Annotated in this window: 20 protein-coding genes; 11 read left to right on the forward strand and 9 right to left on the reverse strand. The window is 69.1% G+C overall.

Features of this window, described 5'->3' with window-relative positions:
- Positions 1-2: 2 nt before the first annotated feature.
- Positions 3-647 carry an HAD family hydrolase gene (locus tag ACCD06_RS14060; protein WP_413341333.1) on the forward strand — a complete coding sequence of 215 codons (645 nt, stop codon included), beginning with the start codon at positions 3-5 and terminating at the stop codon, positions 645-647.
- Between the two features lie 22 nt (positions 648-669).
- Here ACCD06_RS14060 and ACCD06_RS14065 read toward each other — a convergent pair whose 3' ends face one another.
- The 9 genes from ACCD06_RS14065 to ACCD06_RS14105 all read right to left on the reverse strand — a co-directional run bounded on the left by ACCD06_RS14065 (position 670) and on the right by ACCD06_RS14105 (position 10,072).
- Positions 670-1,248, reverse strand: a complete 579-nt coding sequence (locus tag ACCD06_RS14065; protein ID WP_413341335.1) for a hypothetical protein — start codon at positions 1,246-1,248, stop codon at positions 670-672.
- 136 nt (positions 1,249-1,384) lie between these two features.
- Positions 1,385-2,554, reverse strand: a complete 1,170-nt coding sequence (locus ACCD06_RS14070) for a divergent polysaccharide deacetylase family protein (protein ID WP_109075578.1) — start codon at positions 2,552-2,554, stop codon at positions 1,385-1,387.
- 15 nt (positions 2,555-2,569) lie between these two features.
- Entirely contained in the window at positions 2,570-3,991 is a 1,422-nt protein-coding gene (locus ACCD06_RS14075) for a S41 family peptidase (RefSeq protein WP_109075577.1), read from the reverse strand.
- The gene (locus ACCD06_RS14080) at positions 3,992-5,575 is read right to left on the reverse strand and encodes a murein hydrolase activator EnvC family protein (RefSeq protein ID WP_413341338.1); all 1,584 of its coding nucleotides are present in this window, start codon (positions 5,573-5,575) and stop codon (positions 3,992-3,994) included.
- A 3-nt stretch (positions 5,576-5,578) separates the two neighbouring features.
- A complete protein-coding gene (gene gpmI, locus ACCD06_RS14085) occupies positions 5,579-7,141 on the reverse strand; it encodes a 2,3-bisphosphoglycerate-independent phosphoglycerate mutase (RefSeq protein ID WP_413341340.1) in 1,563 nt (520 codons plus the stop codon).
- A gap of 90 nt (positions 7,142-7,231) precedes the next feature.
- On the reverse strand, positions 7,232-7,690 hold the full coding sequence (gene rlmH / locus ACCD06_RS14090; RefSeq protein ID WP_109075575.1) for a 23S rRNA (pseudouridine(1915)-N(3))-methyltransferase RlmH: 459 nt from the start codon (positions 7,688-7,690) through the stop codon (positions 7,232-7,234).
- Positions 7,691-7,738: 48 nt separating this feature from the next.
- Positions 7,739-8,185 (reverse strand): ribosome silencing factor, encoded by a 447-nt coding sequence (gene rsfS, locus ACCD06_RS14095; protein WP_014248611.1) that lies wholly within the window; start codon positions 8,183-8,185, stop codon positions 7,739-7,741.
- Positions 8,182-8,817, reverse strand: coding sequence for a nicotinate-nucleotide adenylyltransferase (locus ACCD06_RS14100; protein WP_413341343.1), 636 nt, complete (start codon positions 8,815-8,817; stop codon positions 8,182-8,184). The genes rsfS and ACCD06_RS14100 overlap by 4 nt, the downstream gene beginning before the upstream one ends.
- Positions 8,798-10,072 (reverse strand): glutamate-5-semialdehyde dehydrogenase, encoded by a 1,275-nt coding sequence (locus tag ACCD06_RS14105; RefSeq protein WP_413341345.1) that lies wholly within the window; start codon positions 10,070-10,072, stop codon positions 8,798-8,800. The genes ACCD06_RS14100 and ACCD06_RS14105 overlap by 20 nt, the downstream gene beginning before the upstream one ends.
- 166 nt (positions 10,073-10,238) lie before the next feature.
- Here ACCD06_RS14105 and ACCD06_RS14110 point away from each other — a divergent pair, with 166 nt between their 5' ends.
- From ACCD06_RS14110 to ACCD06_RS14155, 10 genes are all read left to right on the forward strand, one after another.
- Positions 10,239-10,982 carry a sulfite exporter TauE/SafE family protein gene (locus tag ACCD06_RS14110; RefSeq protein WP_413341347.1) on the forward strand — a complete coding sequence of 248 codons (744 nt, stop codon included), beginning with the start codon at positions 10,239-10,241 and terminating at the stop codon, positions 10,980-10,982.
- Positions 10,983-11,002: 20 nt separating this feature from the next.
- Positions 11,003-11,494 (forward strand): RNA pyrophosphohydrolase, encoded by a 492-nt coding sequence (locus ACCD06_RS14115; protein WP_413341349.1) that lies wholly within the window; start codon positions 11,003-11,005, stop codon positions 11,492-11,494.
- 196 nt (positions 11,495-11,690) lie between these two features.
- Positions 11,691-12,005 (forward strand): lipid asymmetry maintenance protein MlaB, encoded by a 315-nt coding sequence (locus tag ACCD06_RS14120; protein WP_109075571.1) that lies wholly within the window; start codon positions 11,691-11,693, stop codon positions 12,003-12,005.
- Positions 12,002-12,367 carry a response regulator gene (locus ACCD06_RS14125; RefSeq protein ID WP_199230985.1) on the forward strand — a complete coding sequence of 122 codons (366 nt, stop codon included), beginning with the start codon at positions 12,002-12,004 and terminating at the stop codon, positions 12,365-12,367. The genes ACCD06_RS14120 and ACCD06_RS14125 overlap by 4 nt, the downstream gene beginning before the upstream one ends.
- Before the next feature lie 33 nt (positions 12,368-12,400).
- Positions 12,401-14,713: a chemotaxis protein CheA gene (locus ACCD06_RS14130; RefSeq protein ID WP_413341351.1), complete on the forward strand. Its 2,313-nt coding sequence runs from the start codon at positions 12,401-12,403 to the stop codon at positions 14,711-14,713.
- A gap of 9 nt (positions 14,714-14,722) precedes the next feature.
- A complete protein-coding gene (locus ACCD06_RS14135; RefSeq protein WP_109153789.1) occupies positions 14,723-15,265 on the forward strand; it encodes a chemotaxis protein CheW in 543 nt (180 codons plus the stop codon).
- A 70-nt stretch (positions 15,266-15,335) separates the two neighbouring features.
- Complete coding sequence (locus ACCD06_RS14140) at positions 15,336-17,900, forward strand: methyl-accepting chemotaxis protein (protein ID WP_413341354.1); 2,565 nt, start codon at positions 15,336-15,338, stop codon at positions 17,898-17,900.
- Positions 17,901-17,919: 19 nt separating this feature from the next.
- Complete coding sequence (locus ACCD06_RS14145; RefSeq protein WP_413341356.1) at positions 17,920-18,855, forward strand: CheR family methyltransferase; 936 nt, start codon at positions 17,920-17,922, stop codon at positions 18,853-18,855.
- 3 nt (positions 18,856-18,858) lie between these two features.
- Positions 18,859-19,521, forward strand: coding sequence for a chemotaxis protein (locus ACCD06_RS14150; RefSeq protein ID WP_413341358.1), 663 nt, complete (start codon positions 18,859-18,861; stop codon positions 19,519-19,521).
- A gap of 3 nt (positions 19,522-19,524) precedes the next feature.
- Entirely contained in the window at positions 19,525-20,586 is a 1,062-nt protein-coding gene (locus ACCD06_RS14155) for a protein-glutamate methylesterase/protein-glutamine glutaminase (RefSeq protein WP_136704494.1), read from the forward strand.
- Positions 20,587-20,725 lie beyond the last annotated feature (139 nt).

The raw sequence follows: 20,725 nt of genomic DNA on the forward strand, positions 1-20,725 counted from the left end.
TGATGTCGCGCACCCCGATCCGCGCCATCCTGTGGGACATCGACGGCACGCTGATGGACAGCGAGCCCTGGCACCAGCAGATCACCGTCGACGTCTGCCGCGGCTACGGCCATGAGCTGAGCGACGAGGATTGCCGGTCGATGCATGGCGTGGCGTTCCGCGAGATCTACGCCGCGCTGCACGCCCGCCGTCCCTTCCCCATCGACCTGCACGCCTGGGCCGACGAGATCAACGCCCAGTATGTCGCCCGCGTTGATCAGGTTCGTCCGCGCGACGGCGCCTTCGCCCTGGTTGAGGCCTTCGCCGCCCGCGGGCTGGCGCAGGCCTGCGTGTCGAACGGCGGGCGCATGATCGTCGACGCCAACATGCGCGCGATGTCGATCCCGCATTTCCGCTTCAGCATCGCCCGCGAGGACGTCGCCAACGGCAAGCCCCATCCGGAGCCCTACCTGCTGGCCGCGAAGATGCTGGGGTTGGCACCGGAAGCCTGCGCGGTGATCGAGGACAGCCCCACCGGCGCCCGCAGCGCCAAGGCCGCCGGCATGCTGACCATCGCCTGGCCCCAGCACCCCGCCGTGGTCTTCGACGCCGTCGACCATCTGGTGGAGGATCCCGGGTCGCTGGATTGGGATGCACTTTGCGGGTGAGGGATTTCCGCAGGTTTCCCCCTCAATCCAACGTCCACTTTGCCATCTGCGGAAACGGCGCCAGCCCGTTGTCCCCCATATAGGCGAACATTCCCGCATAGCCGGTGAAGCCGGCCTGCGCCAGATTGATCAGGCCGAAATGGGTCCCCTGCTCGATCCAAGCCTGCATCGGGTGTGTGCCCTGATAGTCGTGGTATTGGTAGGATCCGGGGAAGAACAGGCATTCCTGCGGCAGGCCCAGATTCTGGACCACGGCATAGGACCAGGCCTGCGACATGAACTCGCCCTGGCGGGCGGCACGGGTCAGGATGGGATCGGGGGTGCCGTCGCGCGCGGTCTGGTCGGCGAGGATGGCGTCGATGTCCGTCTGCACGTCGCGGTTCAGCAACGGCCAATACCGGCGCGGCATGACCATGATGTGGCCGGCCTCGTGCAGCAGGTCGCCCGGTCCCTTCAGGGTCTCCGGATCGACATGGAGCGCGCCGGCTTGGATGATCACGCCGGGCAGGAAGCCGTCGCGCCCGCCCTCGCCATATTCCACCTGCATGCCGATCCCGCGCAGGAAGGCGACGATGGGTTCCAGCGCTTCGGGGTGATACATCCGCCCTCTCCACCAATTCGAAATTCGGTCGAGATATTCGCGCAACGGACGTAATCAGGCAAGCCGCACACGGAAAGTCGCCCGATGCGCGTTGTCGCATCGGGCGGTTCCGTCGCAACCTCTATTTCTGGGGCCGCTATTTCTGGATGTTGACCACCGCCGACGCCGGGGCCAGCGCGATGCCGCGGTCGGCCAGCGAGGTCAGCCACAGATTGAGGCGCTCGATCGTCGTCGGATAGGGAGAGGCGAAACCGACGGCGGCGCCGTTGGTCTTGGCCAGCTCCTCCAGTTCGCGCAGCTGGTCGTCGATGGCGCCGCGCGACAGGTCGCGGTCGATGACGCGGTCGCCCAACGCCCGCGGCACGCCGGCCAGATTGGCGAGCGGCCCGGCCACGCTCTTCGGATTGACCCGCGAATCGACCAGCAGCAGGCCACGCGCCTTCAGCACGTCGATCACCGGCTGCATCGCCGCCGGGTTGGCGGTGAATTTGCTGCCGGTGGTGCTGGTGATCCCGACATAGCCGACCGCCTTGCCCAGCGACCATTCCAGCCGTTCGATATTGCGGTCGGGTCCGAGCATGGTCAGCAGCGCGTTCGGACCGGGATCGTCGCGCGGGTAGTTCAGCGGCTCCATCGGCACCGACAGCATCACCTCGTGCCCCTTGGTGCGCGCCCGCTCGACCCAATCGTCCAGCCGCTCGGCATAGGGCAGGAAGGCCAGCGTGATGCCGGGCGGCAGCTTCGCCAGCGCATTGCCGGTGGTGACGCCGCTGAGCCCAAGATCGGACATGACGATGGCGATGCGAGGCCGCTTGTCGGTCGCCGGGAAGGGCCGGGCATAGACCTGCCAGGGCTTGCGCCCATCCTGGGCGATGCGCGGCAGCGGACCGTTGCGGCTGTCCTCCACCAGACCCGGCACCGGCGCCGGGACCAGCGTCACCGCCGCCGCCGGAACGCCCGGCAGGGGCAGCGGGGCGGCGTCGGTGGGCAAAGGCGCCGCCGGCGCGGCGGCCTTGGGTTCCGGCACCGGTGGCGGCGGCAGCGGAGCGACCGCCACCGTCGCTGCCGGAATCGATGCCTGCCAGGCCTCCCGCGTCGCCTCGCCGTTCAAGGCCAGCCAGCCGGCCAGCCCGCTACCGGCGACCGCCACCAGTGCGACGGCAGCCAGCAACGGCTTGGACAGCGGTTTGCGCGGCCGTCCCGCCGAATCGCCTCCATTGCGGCGGAAACGGCGCAGCCAGCCGAGTCCGGGGCGCAGACCCCGGACATCGAACCGCAAACGACCCAGCAGGGCGGGAGCCTTCACCGTCGATTGCTCCGGTCAGCGCGCCGCGGCGCGCTGCTGGAACAGGGCGACGCCACGCAGCAGATCCAGCGCGCGGGCGAGCTGGAAGTCGAAGGGCGGCTCCGCCCCCTCCGCCGCCGCACCCTCTGCCGGAGCAGGCGCGGCACCCGGAGCGGCACCCGGTGCAGCCGGAGCAGCACCGGCGCCCGGCCCCGGAGCGGGCGCTGCCGGGTTCGGGGCCGCCGGCGTGCCGGGAGCGGCCGGGTTGGTGGTGGCCGGACGCGGCGCCTTGCTGGCGTCGGGGTTGACCAGCGCACCCTTCAGGTCGGCTTCGCGGCGGCGGACGACGTTCTTGTCCAGGTCCTCCACCTTGGCGACATGCACCTCGATGTCCGGGGTGATGCCCAGCTGCTGGATCGAGCGGCCCGACGGCGTGTAGTAGCGCGCGGTGGTCAGGCGCATGGCGCCATGGCCGGGCAGCGGGATGATGGTCTGCACCGATCCCTTGCCGAAGCTCTGGGTGCCCATGATGATCGCGCGCTTGTGGTCCTGCAGGGCGCCGGCGACGATTTCGGAAGCCGAAGCCGACCCGCCGTTGACCAGCACCACCATCGGCAGGCCCTTGATCAGGTCACCCGGCTTGGCGTTGAAACGGGTGCCCTCCTCCGCCCGCCGGCCGCGGGTCGACACGATCTCGCCCTTCTCCAGGAAGGTATCGGACACCGACACCGCCTGATCGAGCAGGCCGCCCGGATTGTTGCGCAGGTCGAGCACGAAGCCCTTCAGCTTGTCGCCCAACTGCTGCTGGATGGAGGAGATCGCCTTCTCCAGCCCGCTCTGCGTCTGCTCGTTGAAGCTGGTGATGCGGATGTAGCCGATGTCGCCTTCGGTGCGGTAGCGGACCGACTGCACCTTGATGACGGCGCGCGTCAGCGACACGGTGAAGGGCTCGCCCGCCTCGCCGCGGCGGACGGTGACCTTCAGCTCGCTGCCCACGGGGCCGCGCATCTTCTCCACCGCCTCGTTCAGGCTGAGGCCCATCACCGCCTCGCCGTTCAACTGGACGATCAGGTCGCCCGGCTGCAGGCCGGCGCGGAAGGCCGGGGTGTCGTCGATCGGGGACACGACCTTCACCAGGCCGTTCTCCATCGTCACCTCGATGCCCAGCCCGCCGAACTCGCCACGGGTCTGGACCTGCATGTCCTGGAAGCTTTTCTTGTTCAGATAGCTGGAATGCGGGTCGAGCGAGGTCAGCATCCCGTTGATCGCCGATTCGATCAGCTGTTCGTCGGTGACCGGCTCGACATATTCGGCGCGGACGCGCTCGAAGACGTCGCCGAACAGGTTCAGCTGCCGGTAGGTGTCCGACGAATTGCTGGACTGCGCGGTGACGGTGGCGACGCCGGCGCCCAGAAACACCAGAGCAGCCGCCGTGGCGGCGCGCTTGATCATCCTCATCTACCCTTGTCCTTTCCCCTCCGGGGCGCCGAACCCGCGTTGCGGGTTGATCGGCTGGCCGTTTCGTCGCAGCTCGAAATAGAGATCCGGATTGCCGTCCGGCGGCATGACCGCCAGCGGTTCCCCGCTGGCCACCTTACGCCCGACAGCCGTGTCGATCCGGCCCAAACCCGCAATCAAACTATGATATCCGTTGCCGTGTTCCACGATCAAGATGAGGCCATAGCCCTTGAACGGACCGGCGAACACGATCGTGCCGCCGCGCGGCGCCACCACGGCCGCACCAGGGCGGGTCTGCACCGTCACGCCGCGGCTGGTGGCACCGAAGCGGTCGGCCTCGCCGAAGCGGGTGGTCAGCTTGCCGGCGGCGGGCAGCACCATGCCGGCGACCGCCGGCGGGCCGTCCGGGGACTTCGCGGCCAGTTCGCGCTCGCGCGCCGCTTCCCTGGCGGCTTCGTCCTTCGCCCGCTTTTCCTCGGCGGCCTTCTCTTCCGCGACCTTCTGCTCCGCGGCGCGCAGTTCGGCCAGCTTGCGTTCGGCCGCCTTGCGCTCCGCTTCCTTCTGGGCGGCAAGGCGACGTTCGGCCTCGCGCTTTTCCGCCTCCCTGCGGGCGGCTTCCTTGCGTTCCGCTTCGCGCCGTTCGGCCTCGCGGCGGGCGGCGGCCTCGATGGCGGCGCGGCGTTCGGCCTCGATCCGCTCCATCAACTGGCGCAGGTCGGTGGCCTGACCGGACAGGTCCGCCATGCGCTGGCCGACCTGGACGCGCTCCTCCTCCGTCTGACGCGACAGCTCCTCGCGCCGGGCGATCAGGCGGTTCATCTCGTCCTGCTTTTCCGACAGCGACACCCGCGCCGCCAGCGCCTTCGCCCGCTGGTCCACCAGTTTGCCGCGGGTGTCGGCCAGCGCGGTCAGCGCCTGGGCCAGCGCATCGGCCCGCGCCTTCAGCGCCGGGACCGCATCGCGCAGCAGCAGGGCGGAGCGCAGCGTGTCGACCGGGCTTTCCGGCCGGGCCAGCGCCGCTTCCGGCGGGATGCGCGCCAGCCGCTGCAGGGCGGCCAGCAGGGTGGCGATCTGCTGCCGCTCGGCGTCGAGACCGGCGGAACGTTCCCGCTCCTCCGCCTCCAGCGCGGCCAGCGAGTCTTCCAACTGGTCGAGCGACTGCTCCTGCCCGCGCGCCTGGTCGGCCAGCGCGATGAGCCGGCCGCGCAGGTCGTCGAGTTCGGTCTGAAGCGCCTGCGACTGGCGTTCCAGCTGCTGCTGGCGCTGCTTGCCGGTCTGAAGCTGCTGCTCGACGCGCTTGAGCGTGTCCTTGGGCGCTTCGGATTGAGCATTCGCCGGCAGGGCGAGGATCAGGCCGGCGATGACGACGAAGCCTGCGAGGAAACCCTCTCCCGTCCCGGATACCCTCTCCCCAGCGGATACCCTCTCCCCCCTGGGGAGAGGGCTGGGTGAGGGGGATGCGCTGCGGGATGTAAGTCGAAGCGCAGGAATTCCCGCGACTCCACGCCACGCGCCCCCCTCACCCCGACCCTCTCCCCGGGGGGGAGAGGGGGACTCGAGCGCAAAGGGAACGCCCCGCGCCATCCGTTACTCCGCCGCCGCGCGGGCGGCGGTGCGGACCAGCAGGTTGCGGCCGGTCATCTCGACCGGCTTCGGCAGGCCCAGCAGGTCGAGCAGAGTCGGCGCGATGTCGGCCAGACGGCCGCTCTCGATGCGCGCACCGGCCGGGCCGTTGATCAGGATCAGCGGCACCTTGTCCAGCGTATGGGCGGTGTGCGGGCCGCCGGTCTCCGGATCCTTCATCAGCTCGCAATTGCCGTGATCGGCGGTGACCAGCATGGTGCCGCCGGCGCGGCGCACCGCGGCCTCCACCTGCCCCAGGCTGCCGTCGACCGCCTGCACCGCCTTGATGGCGGCGTCGAGCATGCCGCTGTGGCCGACCATGTCGGGGTTGGCGAAGTTGACGACGATCAGGTCGTACTTGCCCGAATCGATGGCGCCGACCAGCTTGCCGGTCACTTCGGCGGCGGACATCTCCGGTTGCAGGTCATAGGTGGCGACCTTCGGCGACGGCACCAGGATGCGGTCCTCGCCCTCATAGACCCGCTCCTCGCCGCCGTTGAAGAAGAAGGTGACGTGCGGATACTTCTCCGTCTCGGCGATGCGCAGCTGCTTCATTCCGGCCTCGGAAACCACCTCGCCCAGCACCTTGGTGAGAGATTTCGGCGGAAAGATGGTGGTCATCAGCTTCGCCAGCGCCGACGAATATTCGACCATGCCGACGGCGGCGGCCAGCTTCGGCGCACCATCCACCGGGAAGCCGTCGAAAGCCGGATCGACATTGGCGGCCAGGATCTCGCGGGCGCGGTCGGCGCGGAAATTCGCCATCAGGATGGCGTCGCCGTCCTTCATGCCGGCATAGTCGCCGATCACCGTCGGCAGGATGAACTCGTCATGCTTGTCGGCAGCGTAGCTCTGCTCGATCGCCTGGATCGGATCGGCGGCGCGCTCGCCCTCCGCCTTGGTCATCGCGGCATAGGCCTTGGCGACACGGTCCCAGCGCTTGTCGCGGTCCATGGCGTAATAGCGGCCGATGACGGTCGCGACCTCGACGCCCGGCAGCTCGAAGACGTCGGCCATGAACTCGGCGACCTGATCCTTGGCGCTCTGCGGCGGCACGTCGCGGCCGTCGGTGAAGGCATGGACCGCCACCGGCACGCCCTCGCGCGACAGCACGCCGGCCAGCGCCGCGATGTGGTCCTGGTGCGAGTGGACGCCGCCCGGCGACAGCAGACCCATCAGATGGACGCGCCCGCCGGTCTTGTGCATCGCCTTGACCAGATCGTTCAGCGCGGCGTTGCGCTCAAGCTCGCCCTCGACGATGGCGTGGTCGATCATCACGAGGTCCTGCATGACGACCCGGCCGGCGCCGAGATTCATGTGACCGACCTCGGAGTTGCCCATCTGACCCTTGGGCAGGCCGACCTCCTCCTCGCTGGCGTCGAGGAAGGCCGTCGGCTCGGCCGACCACAGGCGGTCCCAGTTCGGGGTGTCGCCCAGCGCAATCGCGTTGTCGGACCGCTCCTCGCGATAGCCCCAGCCGTCCAGGATGCAGAGGACGACGGGGCGGGGTCGGGTGGTCTCGGTCATCGCGCTTACCTTTCTCGAAAGGTTGTGGTCTCGGAGTTTTGTGTTTTTCGGCTCCGGCGCTTTTCCGCGCGCCGGATGCGACGCAGGGAATCAGGATCTGTGATAGGGGTGACCGGCAAGAATTTGTTGGGCGCGATAGAGTTGCTCCGCAAGCATGCCGCGCACCAGCATGTGGGGCCAGGTCATCGGCCCGAAGGCGAGCAGGAAGTCGGCCCGCGCGCGCACCGCGTCGCCATGGCCGTCGGCACCGCCGATCAGGAAGGCGAGATCGCCGGCGCCGCGGTCGCGCCAGTCGCCGATCTTGGCGGCGAAGGCTTCGCTGGGCAGCGCCTTGCCGCGTTCATCCAGCGCCACGACTATGGCCCCAGCCGGCACGGCGGCGAGCAGCAGCTCCGCCTCCTGCCGTTTCAATTCGTCGGAGGAGAGGCGTTTTTTCACCTCGACCTCCTTCAGGGTAAAGGGCCACCCGAGCCGTCCGACATACTCGTCGAACAGGTCGCGGGTCGGTCCGCCCCGCGACCGCCCGACGGCGGCGAGCCACAGACGCATGATGCGGCCCTCCGCCCTCGTTTCGCTCTCGTTTCCGCCCTTGGCCCGTCAGGCGCTCAGCCGCGCCGTGCCCGACGGCGTCGGCAGCTCCAGACCCCACATCTTCTCGATGTTGTAGAAGGTCCGGACTTCCGGCTTGAACAGGTGGACGATCACGTCGCCGGCATCGACCAGGACCCAGTCGCACTGGGCCATGCCTTCCATCTCGACGCCGCGGACGCCGGCCTGCTTCAGCTTTTCGGCCAGCTTCATCGCCATGGCGGCGATGTGCCGCGTGTTGCGGCCCGACGCCACGATCATGTAATCGGCGAAGGTGGTTTTCCCGGCGAGATCGATGACGGTGACGTCATCCGCCTGATCGGCGTCGAGCGACGCCTGAATGAGCGCCTTCAGGTCCTGCGGTTCCAGGATCTGGGGAACGGCGGCTGGCCGCGGAGCGGTCGCGGCCGTTTCGGTGTGCGTGGTGATGGCTCCAACCTCTTGCAACGGTTTCACGACCCGGCGGCCCGTGCCTGCCGGATCGCCGTCGCCGAGGCCGGGTGCAAGGGGTTGCGTAAGAACGCCCAGGCCGGCCGCCTGCGGCGCGCCAGCCCTTTGACCCCCGACACCGACACCCGTCGACGGGTGTAGCGTTGGGCGGCCTTGCCGCTCAACGCACTAAGAGAATAGGTGGGGCGGGCGAAAACCGCAACGGCCACCGAGTCGAAGATTCGATTCCAATGCTTCCAGCGCGGAATTTGTCGCAAATTGTCCGCCCCCATCAACCAAACGAAGCGGGTTTTCGGGAAGCGGCGCTGAAGCTTGGCCAACGTATCGGCGGTGAAGCGGGTGCCGAGCGCGGTCTCGATCGCCGTCACCTCGATCCGCGGATGGGCGGCGACCGCCCGCGCCTCCGCCATCCGGTCGGACAGCGAAGCCATGCCGGACGCCGACTTCAGCGGGTTCTGCGGGCTGACCATCCACCAGACGCGGTCGAGCCCCAACGCCTTCAGCGCGAACAGGCTGATGTGCCGATGCCCGGCATGGGCCGGATTGAACGACCCGCCGAGAATGCCGACGGTGAGCCCGGCATAGAGCGGGCCGGAATAGAGGTGGGGTGCTTTTTCCTTACGGTCGCGTCTGGCCATCGCCGCGCACGACATACTTGTAGCTGGTCAACTGCTCGGCACCCACTGGGCCGCGGGCGTGGAACTTGTCGGTGGAGATGCCGATCTCCGCCCCCATGCCGAACTCGCCGCCGTCGGCGAACTGGGTCGAGGCGTTCCACAGCACGATGCCGCTGTCGACGCGGGACAGGAACCGCTCCGCCGCCGCCGGATTCTCGGTGAGGATGGATTCGGTGTGGTGGGAGCTGTGGGCGTTGATGTGGTCGATTGCCGCATCCACCCCGTCCACCACGCCGCAGGCGATGATGGCGTCGAGATACTCGGTGTCCCAATCCTCCGGCGTCACCGCCGTCACCCGCGGGTCGACCGCCTGGGCTGCCGCATCGCCGCGCACGGCGCAGCCGGCGTCCAGCAGATCCTTCACCAGCAGCGGCAGAGCCTTGTCGGCGATGGCGCGGTCGACCAGCAGAGTCTCGGCGGCACCGCAGATCGAGGTGCGGCGCATCTTGGCGTTCAGCACCACCTTGCGCGCCTTTTCCAGGTCGGCACCGGCATCGACATAGACGTGGCAGTTGCCGTCCAGATGCTTGATGACCGGCACCCGGCTTTCGTCGGCGATGCGCTGGATCAGCGACTTGCCGCCGCGCGGGATGATGACGTCGATATAGTCGCGCATCGTCAGCATATGGCCGACGGCGGCGCGGTCGGTGGTCGGCACCAGCTGGATCGCCGCCTCCGGCAGGCCCGCTTCGCGCAGGCCCTGGACCAGACAGTCGGCAATGGCGCGGGACGAGCGGATGCTCTCCGACCCGCCGCGCAGGATGGCGGCGTTGCCCGACTTCAGGCAGATGCCGCCGGCGTCGGCCGTCACGTTGGGCCGGCTTTCATAGATGATGCCGACGACGCCCAGCGGCACGCGGACGCGCTGGATGCGCAGGCCGTTGGGCCGCGTCCATTCCGCCAGCACGCCGCCGATGGGATCGGGGAAGTCGGCGATGTCCTCCAGCCCCTTGGCCATTGCCTCGATGCGCTTGTCGTCCAGCATCAGCCGTTCGCGCATGGGGCCGGACAGGTCGCGGGCGTTCGCCATGTCATCGGCGTTGGCGGCCTTGATCTCGGCCGCGCGGGCGCGGATGGCCGCCGCCGCCGCCCTCAGCGCCCGGTCCTTCGACGGTCCTGGCACGGTCGCCAGCGCGGCCGCGGCGGCGCGCGCGGCGCGGCCGAGGGTCAGCATCTGGTCGTGCAGGGCGTCGGTGGTGTCGAGCAGGGCGGACATGGAGGTCTCCAGACACTCTATCCGTTGAAGGGACGACGACCTTAACGAATTGTTCGGGGTTGCGAAAGCCGCGCGGTTGTGGGACTTCGGCGTTGCGGTATGGGCGGGCGTGTGCAAAACGCAACGCGGCATCCGCAGTGCCGGGCCAGGTTTCGGGTAGGGTGACATGCTGACGCTGCTGCTGATCGTCTCCGCTTTCTTCGCCGGCGTGCTGAACGCCGTGGCCGGGGGCGGCAGCTTCCTGACCTTTCCGGCGCTGATCCTCGCCGGGGTTCCGCCGCTGAACGCCAACGCCACCAGCACCGTCGCGGTGTCGCCCGGCGCGCTGGCCAGCGCCTTCGGCTATCGGCGGGAACTGGGCCGCATCCGCGACATCCACCTGCCCTCCTTCCTCGGCATCAGCCTCGTCGGCGGGCTGCTGGGCGCCCTGCTGCTGCTGTGGACGCCGCAGAAGACCTTCGAGATCATCGTGCCGTGGCTTCTGCTGTTCGCCACGCTGCTGTTCGCCATCGGCCCGACCGCGTCGGCCTGGGTGCGGCGCAACGTCACCATCGGTCACGGCACGGTGCTGGCGGTGCAGTTCCTGATCGCCGTCTATGGCGGCTATTTCGGTGGCGGCATCGGCATTCTGATCCTGGCGACGCTCGGCGTCTTCGGTCTGACCGACCTGCACGCCATGAACGGGCTGAAGTCGCTGGTCTCCGGCTGCCTGAACGCCGTCGCGGTGGCGGCCTTCGTCGCCGGCGGGGCGGTCTATTGGCCGGAAGCGCTGATCATGCTGGTCGCCGCCATGGCCGGCGGCTATGCCGGCGCGTCGGTCGCCCGCCACATCCCGCCGCCGGTCCTGCGCAAGATGGTGATCCTGGTGGGAGCCGGCATGACCGTCTATTTCTTCATCACCAAGACCTGACCCCAACGGAGCCCCCCGGCATGACCGCCCCCATCGACCGTGACGCGCTGCCCTACCGCCCCTGCGTCGGCATCATGCTGCTGAACGACCGCGGCGAGGTGTTCGTCGCCAGGCGCTCCGGGTCGGAGGCCGACTGGCAGATGCCGCAGGGCGGCGTCGACGACGGCGAGGATGCCCGTACCGCCGCCTTCCGCGAGTTGGAAGAGGAGATCGGCACCGCCAAGGCGGAGTTCATCGCCATGACCGCATCCCCCCACCGTTACGACCTGCCCGACGACCTGCTGGGGAAGGTGTGGAAGGGCCGCTGGCGCGGGCAGGAGCAGATGTGGATGCTGGCCCGTTTCACGGGAACCGAGGCCGACATCCGGCTCGACACCGATCATCCGGAATTCGACGCCTGGAAATGGATCGACGCGGAAGAATTGCCGGGTCTGATCGTCGCCTTCAAACGGCCGGTCTACGAATCGGTGCTGGCGGAATTCCGTCCGCTGATCGCACGGGCAAAGGGCTGATCCACATACCTCTGTACTGGCCCCTGCACCGATCCCGGCGGCATGTCCCAATTTTGACTGCGGTTATCCCCAACTTCCCAACGATGCCCGGTCCATCCACCACGTCCGCTTAACGAATCCTTGAGACGCCTTCTGGCAACGTCGCTCCTGCAACCGGAGTGCGCAGGAGCGGGCCGGCATTGGACGGAGGGGTGGCGTGTCGCTGATCAAGTGGACGGAGGAGGATGACGGGCGCATTCGCCTGGGCCTGCCGAGCGACCTCGATTTGCCCATGGCGCAACCTCTGCTCGACAGCCTGCGCGCCGCCTTCAAGGCGTCGGTGGACATCAGCGTCCAGGCGGACGCGGTGGAACGCATCAGCGTCGCCTGCGTCCAGGCGCTGGTCGTCGCCGCCCGCGATGCGGCGGAACAGGGAAATTCCTTCGCCATTCTGCGCCCGTCGGAGGTCCTCGCCGATGCCTGCGAGGATCTGGGGCTGGCCGGCTGGCTGAAGCAGTGGAGGCGTGCGTGAAGAAGAAAGTGATGACGGTGGACGACTCGCGGACCATGCGCGACATGGTGTCCTTCACCCTGCGCGGCGCCGGTTATGAGGTGGTGGAGGCCGCCGACGGCCAGCAGGCGATGAGTGCCATCGCCGCCACCAAGGTCGATCTGGTCATCACCGACCTGAACATGCCGGTGATGGACGGGCTGACCCTGATCCGCAAGCTGCGCGCCATCCCGGCCCACCGCACCCTGCCGATCCTGATGCTGACCACCGAAGCGGACGAGAGCAAGAAGGCCGAGGGCCGCGCCGCCGGCGCCACCGGCTGGATCGTGAAGCCCTTCAACCCCGACAAGCTGGTGTCGGTGGTGCAGAAGGTCTGCGGCTGACCGCGAGCCGTCAGCGAAGGAAGGGGTACAGCCGTGGACGATCTCAGCCGCTTCAAGCAGACCTACTTCGACGAAAGCGCCGAATTGCTGGCCGTCGCCGAGGCCGGGCTGCTGCGCCTCGCCCCCGGCGAGGTCGACATGGACGAGGTGAACGCGATCTTCCGCGCCGTCCATTCGATCAAGGGCGGCGGCGGCGCCTTCGGATTCAACGATCTCGTCGCCTTCGCCCATGAATTCGAAACGGTGATGGACGGCGTGCGCAACGCCGAGATCCCCGTCACCACCGAACTGGTCGACACACTGATCCGCGCCAACGACCTGCTGGCGCGCCTGCTGTCCCATGCCTCCGACGAGACGGAGGCGCCGGCCGGCACCACCGACGACACCGTCGCCGCCCTGCGCCGCTTCCTGGGCAAGGCCGACGCGCCTGCGGAGAAGGCGCCCGCAGCGCCGCCACCCGCCACGGTCTATCCCGACGACGAGGATGACGAGGCCGGCATCTTCGGCGACGCGCTGGCCGCCATCCAGGCCGCCCGCGACGATCACCCGGCCCCCTCCGGCCCGGTCCCGGAGGGCAAGGTCCGCTGGACCATCGTCTTCCGCCCGAAGGCCGAACTGCTGCTGTCGGGCAACGAGCCGACCTACATGCTGCGCGCCCTGCGCCGGCTGGGCGAGGCGGAGGTGGTCTGCCATCTGGACCAGCTGCCGTCTCTGCGCGACCTCGACGCCGAGTTGCTGCACCTGTCCTGGACGGTGACGCTGCTGGCCGACCCGCAGGTCGACCGCGCCCAGATCGACGACGTGTTCGAATTCGTTGCCGACGATTGCGACATCCGCATCAGCGCAGAAGCGCCGCCGCCCGCGATCATCGCGCCGGCGGAACCCGCCCCGGTCCCTCAAGCGGCTCCCGTCCCGGCCGCCGCCAACCTGCCGGAACCGGCCGCCCCAACGGCTCCGCCGACCACCCCGGCCGCCACCACCTCCGGTTCGGCGAAACCCGGCGACGGCGCCAAGCGCCCCAATGGCGGTGCTGGCGGCACGGGCGGCGGCGACCATACCGGGCCGACCACCCACACCATCCGCGTCGACCTCGACAAGATCGACCGGCTGGTCAACATGGTCGGCGAGATGGTCATCACCCAGGCGATGATCGCGGAGCATCTACGCGACCTGCCGCCGGGCCAGTTCCAGGAGCTGCTGGAAGGGCTGGAAGGCCTCGCCCAGCACACCCGCGAACTGCGCGAAAGCGTGATGTCGATCCGCGCCCAGCCGGTCTCCAGCGTCTTCTCGCGCATGCCGCGGCTGGTGCGCGAATGCGCCGCCATGACCGGCAAGGAGGTGATGCTGGTCACCTCGGGCGAGACGACGGAGGTCGACAAGACGGTGGTGGAGAACCTCGTCGATCCGCTGACCCACATGATCCGCAACTCCATCGACCATGGGCTGGAAGGCCCGGAGGAGCGGGAGCGCGTCGGCAAGCCGCGCGCCGGCACCGTGCATCTGTCGGCCGCCCACCGGTCCGGCCGCATCGTGATCGAGGTGACCGACGACGGCCGCGGCATCAACCGCGCCAAGGTGCTGTCCAAGGCCATCGAGAAGGGGCTGGTCCAGCCCGGAGCCAGCCTGTCCGACGAGGAGATCGACCACCTGATCTTCCTGCCCGGCTTCTCCACCGCCGACCAGGTGTCCAACCTGTCGGGCCGCGGCGTCGGCATGGACGTGGTGCGGCGGAACATCTCCAGCCTGGGCGGGCGCATCGGCGTCTATTCGACGCCGGGCGAGGGCTCGCGCTTCGTCCTGTCGCTGCCGCTGACGCTGGCGGTGCTGGACGGCATGGTGATCTCGGTGGGGGAGGAGCGCTTCGTCCTGCCGCTGACCAACATCGTGGAAAGCCTGCGGCCGAAGCCTGCCGACCTGCATGGGCTGGTCAACAAATGCGACGTCATGATGGCGCGCGGCGAATATGTCCGGCTGGTCCACCTGCACCGGCTGTTCGGCATCCCCAAGGCCATCGACGACGCCACCAAGGGGCTGGTCGTTCTGGTGGAGACGGAGGACGGCTCCCGCCTCGGCCTGGTGGTGGACGAGGTGCTGGGCCAGCAGCAGGTCGTCATCAAGAGCCTGGAAGCCAACTTCCGCCGGCTGGACGGCGTCGCCGCCGCGACCATCCTGGGCGACGGCCGGGTCGCCCTGATCCTGGACGTGGCGGGCCTGCGCGAAATGAGCCGCCACGGCACCGGCGGAGAGGCCGCCGGCATGGCGGGCGGCACCTCGAACCAGTCCAATCCCCCGTCCCTGCCCGCCCCGGCGGACAGGTCCGATCAGCGTCAACGCCAAACGGTTTGAGGCCCAGCGATGAGCAGTTCCACCGCAATCGCCCCCGTCAGCTCCCGCACCGATCTCCAGTCCGCCGGCGCCGCGAACGGGATCGAGGAGCAATACGTCACCTTCACGGTCGGCAGCGAGGAATATGGCGTCAACATCCTGGCCGTGCGTGAAATCCGCGGCTGGACACCGGAAAGCCGCCTGCCGAACCTGCCCGACTATGTCCGCGGCGTCATCAACCTGCGCGGCATCATCATCCCCATCTTCGACCTGCGCGCCCGCTTCGGCGGCGGCCTGACCCAGGTGACGAAGCGCCATGTCGTGGTGGTGATGCAGGTGGGCGAGCGCACGCGCGGCATCCTGGTCGATGCGATTTCCGACATCCTGGCCATCGGGCATGACGCGATCAAGCCGCCGCCCGACGTCGACAGCGGCCTGATCGACGCCGAATATCTCAGCGGCCTCTACACCGCCGAGAACCGCATGGTGACCCTGCTGAACGTGGGCAAGCTGTTCGCGGGCGAGCATGTCGACCAGGACGCCATCCCCCGCGCAGCTCTGGAAACGACCTGACCGCTGCAGGCTGCCGCGCCCCCGGCAGGCAAGCCGCAACGAAAAGCAATAAAATGAGGGAACGTCACCGATGGCCACCGACGGTACGATCGCCAAAGCCGGCACCTTCCTCAGCAACATGCGCATCGCCAAGCGGCTGTGGCTGGCCTTCGGCCTGCTGCTGGTGCTGATCGCCGCCCAGTCCGGCACCGGCATCTACGGGCTCGACGGGCTGAACCGCCGCGTCGACGGCGTCATCGCGTCGGGCGACCTCGCCGTCTTCGCCAAGGATCTGGAAAGCCGTCTGGCCGCCGAACGGCTGCAGACCCGCGAGTACATCAACATCGGCTCGACCGAGGCGCTGGACCGGCTGCGCGTCCTGCGCGGCGAGTTCGACCAAGCGATGGCGGCCCGGCAGGCCAAGTTGAAGGCCTCGCCCCAGGCCGCCGCCTTCGCCGAACTGAGCAGCCTGCACACCGGCTACCATCAGCGGTTCGAGGCTGTGCGCGCCGTGCGCGAACGCGCCGACCGCCTGCTGCACGAGCGCATGGACCCGCTGGGCGCCCAGGTGACCAAGCGGCTGGAGGACATGGTGTCCGCCTCCGAGACGTCGGGCGACAAGGACTTCGCCTTCGGCGCGCAGGAGGTGGAGAACCGTTGGCTGATGACCCGCTTCCAGGCCAACCGCGCCATCGGCCTGCGTGACGCCGCCGCGGCGGCGCAGGTCGAGGCGGTGGGCAAGGCGATGAGCGAAAGCATCGCCCGGCTGTCGTCGGTGGTCCGCAGCAATGGCGACCTGCTGGCGGCCCTGCGCGAGATCGACGCCCGCGCCGGCGATTACCGTGCCGCCTTCCGCGACGCGATGGCCGCCAACGACGAGGCGAAGCGGCTGACCGACGACCTCGCCGCCGCCGCCACCGCGATCAACCGCGCCATCGACGGCATCGTCGCCTCCATCGCCGCCAGCGCCAAGGTGACGGAGGCCGAGGCCGAGACCGAGGCCACCTTCACCATCCGCCTGACGCTGGGTCTTGGCCTGCTGTCGCTGGTGATCGGCATTGTCGCCGCCAACCGCATCGCCGCCTCGATCATCGGGCCGGTCACCGGCATCCGCCGGGTGATGGCAGACCTGACCGAAGGCAAGCTGTCGGTCAGCGTCCCCCACACCGGCCAGCAGGACGAGCTGGGCGACATGGCCCGCGCCGTCGCCGCCTTCAAGGACGAGGCGGTGGAGGCCCTGCGCTCCCGCATCGCGCTGGAACGGGTATCGGCCAACATCATGATGGCGGACGTCGATGGCCGCATCCTCTATGCCAACGATTCGATCATGGCCATGTTCCGCCATGCCGAGGCGGACCTGCGCGTGTCCCTGCCCGGCTTCGACGCCAACACGCTGGTCGGCCGCAACTTCGACGTCTTCCACCGCGATCCCGGCCACCAGCGCCGTCTGCTGGCCGACCTGACCCAGACCCACCGCGGCTGGGCCAAGACCGGCGGCCGCAGCTTCCAGGTCATCGCCAACCCGGTGGTCAGCCGCCAGGGCGAGCGGCTGGGCACCGTCGTCGAATGGCGCGACCTGACCGAGGAGCTGGCGATCGAGGCGGAGATCGGCGCGATGGTGGAGAATGCCGTGCGTGGCGATTTCACCCACCGCATCGAGCTTGACGGCAAGACCGGCTTCTTCCGGCTGGTCAGCGAGGGCATCAACCGGCTGTCGGAGAACATCGCCGGCGTCACCGAGGAGCTGGCTTCGGTGCTGGAGGCGCTGTCGCAGGGCGATCTGACCCGCCGCATCGACAAGCAGTATGAAGGCGTGTTCCAGCGGCTGAAGGACGATTTCAACGGCACGGTCGGCCGTCTGTCGGAGATCGTTCAGCGCATCGATCAGGCCGCCGGCTCCATCGCCGTCGCCAGCCGCGAGGTGGCGGAAGGCAGCCTGGACCTGTCGGAACGGACCGAGCAGCAGGCCTCCTCGCTGGAGGAGACCGCGGCCAGCATGGAACAGCTCGCCGCCACCGTGCGCTCCAACGCCGACAACGCCCAGCAGGTCAACGGCTATGCCACCGAGGCGCGCGGCGCGGCCTCGCGCGGCGGCGAGGTGGCGACCAGCGCGGTGGAGGCGATGCGGCGGATCGAGCAGTCGTCGCAGAAGATCTCCGACATCATCGGGGTGATCGACGAGATCGCCTTCCAGACCAACCTGCTGGCCTTGAACGCGGCGGTGGAGGCGGCGCGGGCCGGCGACGCCGGGCGCGGCTTCGCCGTGGTGGCGCAGGAGGTGCGGCAGCTCGCCCAGCGCTCCGCCCAGGCGTCGAAGGAGATCAAGGCGCTGATCATGGACAGCGGCGGGCAGGTGCGCGACGGCGTCGATCTCGTGCGCTCCGCCGGCAGTTCCCTGACCGAGATCGTGTCGGGCATCGGCCGGGTCGCCGATCTGGTGTCGGAGATCGCGCGGGCGACCGCCGAGCAGGCGTCCGGCCTGGACGAGGTCAACATCGCCATCGCCCAGATGGACGAGATGACCCAGAAGAACGCCGCCCTGGTGGAGGAAAGCACCGCCGCCGCCCGCTCGCTGGAGGAACAGGCCGACCAGTTGCGCCACCAGATGACCTTCTTCACCCTGGACCGCCAGTCCGCCTCCCGCCAGTCTGCCTGAGGACGCCACCGGTGCCGCGATGACCGACCGCTCGCCCGCCTTATCGACCGAACCCGCGACGCCGCGGCGCTCACCCGCCGCCCCTCCGGCCGCCCCACCGGCCGCGGTGTTCGGCGGTGCGCGCGAGTTCCGGTTCGAGCGGCACCATTTCGACCTGATCGCCGGGCTGCTCTATCAGCTGGCCGGCATCGCGCTGGCCCCGCACAAGGCCGAGATGGTCTATGCCCGGCTGGCGCGGCGCCTGCGCGAGTTGCGCCTGCCCGACTTCGACGCCTATTGCGCCCTGCTGCAGAGCGAGGACGTGGCGGACGAGATCGGCTTCCTGGTCAATGCGCTGACCACCAACCTGACCAGCTTCTACCGCGAATCGCACCATTTCGACTTCCTCGCCTCCACCGTCCTGCCGGAGGTGCGGGAGCTGAACGCCCACCAGTCGAAACCGCGCCTGCGGCTGTGGTCGGCCGGCTGTTCGTCGGGGCCGGAGCCCTACACCATGGCGATGGTTCTGGTCTCGACCATGGGCGCCGATCTGCGCCGCTGGGACGCCCGCATCCTCGCCACTGACATCGACACCCACATGGTGGACACCGCCCGGCGCGGCATCTATCCGCTGTCGGGCGCCACCGGCATCCCGCCACAGGTCCGCCAGCGCTTCACCCAGGACGTGAAGCTGGACGGCGAGCCGGCGGTGGCGATGGGCGAGGAGCTGAAACGCCTCGTTACCGTCAAGCCGCTGAACCTGCTGGAACATTGGCCGATGTCCGGCCCCTTCGACGCGATCTTTTGCCGCAACGTGCTGATCTATTTCGACCGCCGCGGCCGGATGCAGGTGATAGAAAACTTCGCCCGGATGCTCCGCCCCGGCGGGTATCTGTTCCTCGGCCATTCGGAGAGCCTGTATGGCGTGTCGAACCTGTTCCGCCAGGCCGGTCCGACGATCTACCGGAGGGACTGAGCGATGAACGCCGTCCCCCTTCCCCGATCCGGATCCAACCGGTCCGCGACGCACCGGCGCCTCGGCAGCGGGCGCTACTTCAACCAGGAATTCAAGGTCGACACCGTCAAGATCGCGCTGGGCCAGCAGGCGGTCAGCGACCGGCCCGACCTGATGATCGCGACGACGCTGGGGTCCTGCGTGGCGGCCTGCATTCACGACCCGGTGCGCCGCATCGGCGGCATGAACCATTTCATGCTGCCCGACCTGCCGGAGATCGAGCTGGAGGGGGCCGGCGTCGCCGCGCGCTACGGCTCGGTGGCGATGGAGCGGCTGATCAACGCGCTGCTGGCGGCGGGCGCCGAACGCCGGCGCCTGCAGGTCAAGCTGTTCGGCGGTGGCCGGGTCATCGAGTCGAGCTACGACATCGGCGGGCTGAACAGCCGTTTCGCCCTGGATTACGTGCGGGCGGAGGGGCTGACGCTGGCAGGCCAGGACCTGGGCGGCGGCTCCGCCCGGCGGCTGCATTACTTCCCCCACAGCGGCCGGGCGCTGCGGCGCCTGCTGCGGCCGGAGGCGGCGGCCGACACCGTCACCCGCGAACGGCGCTTCATCACCCACCTGAGCCAGAGCCCCGAGGAAGGCGAGGTCGAACTGTTCGCGCCCGCCGATCCGGGAGGGAGCTGACCGATGCCCAGACCGATCCGTGTCGTCATCGTCGACGACAGCGCCCTGATGCGCGAAATGCTGAAGGATATCCTGAGCCGGGAGGCGGGGATGGAGGTCGCCGGCGTCGCCCGCGACCCCTTCGAAGCGCGCGAGGTCATCAAGGCCACCAACCCCGACGTCATCACCCTGGACGTCGAGATGCCGAAGATGGACGGCCTGTCCTTCCTGGAGAAGATCATGACCCTGCGGCCGACGCCGGTCATCATGGTCTCCTCCCTGACCCGCGAAGGCTCCGACGCCGCCATCCGCGCGCTGGAGCTGGGGGCGGTGGACTGCGTCGCCAAGCCCGGCGGCTCCGACGGGCACGGGTTCGAGGCGACGGCGATGGAGCTGGTCTCCAAGATCCGTGTCGCCGCCACCGCGCGCCTGACCATGCGCCGCCCGGCCGCCGTGCATGGCGTGCTGCCGACGCCGCGCCGCGCCGGGTCGGGGAAACGGCTGATCGCCATCGGCGCCTCGACCGGCGGGGTGGAGCGCATCCGCGACGTGCTGGCCGCCATGCCGGCCGATTGCCCGCCCATCGTCATCACCCAGCATATGGGGCCGAGCTACGTGCCCAGCTTCGCGGCCCGGCTCGACCGGCTGTCGGCGCCCACCGTCCGGGTGGCCGTCCATGGCGACCGGCCGGCCCAGGGGCTGGTCCTGATCGCCCCCGGCGACCGCCATCTCGCCATCGTCCGCGACGCCACCGGCTTCGTCTGCCACATCCAGGACACGCCTGCGGTCAGCGGCCACCGCCCGTCGGTCGACGTGCTGTTCGCCTCGGTCGCCAAGGCGGCCGGCGGCAATGCGGTCGGCGTCATCCTGTCCGGCATGGGCCGCGACGGCGCCATCGGCATGAAGGCGATGCATGAGGCCGGCGCCTTCACCATCGGCGAGCAGGAATCGAGCTGCGTCGTCTATGGCATGCCGCGGGCGGCCAAGGAGGCCGGCGCGGTCGCCGTCGAACTGCCGCTTACCCAAATTCCCGCCGAAATGCTGCGCGCCTTCGACGCCGTCGGCGAGCGCCCCCGTACCGCCTGATCCGACCGGGCATCCGGGCAGAGTATTCCCGGGCAGAGTTTCTAAGGAGCACCAGTATGTTTACCCCCGCTTCCCCCGATGCCGTGCCCGCGACGCCGGACAATTTCCAGGACGGAGCCCAAGGCGGAAACGCCAAGGT

Origin of the sequence: Azospirillum sp. CT11-132, assembly GCF_047302835.1 — a bacterium.
Lineage (GTDB): Bacteria > Pseudomonadota > Alphaproteobacteria > Azospirillales > Azospirillaceae > Azospirillum.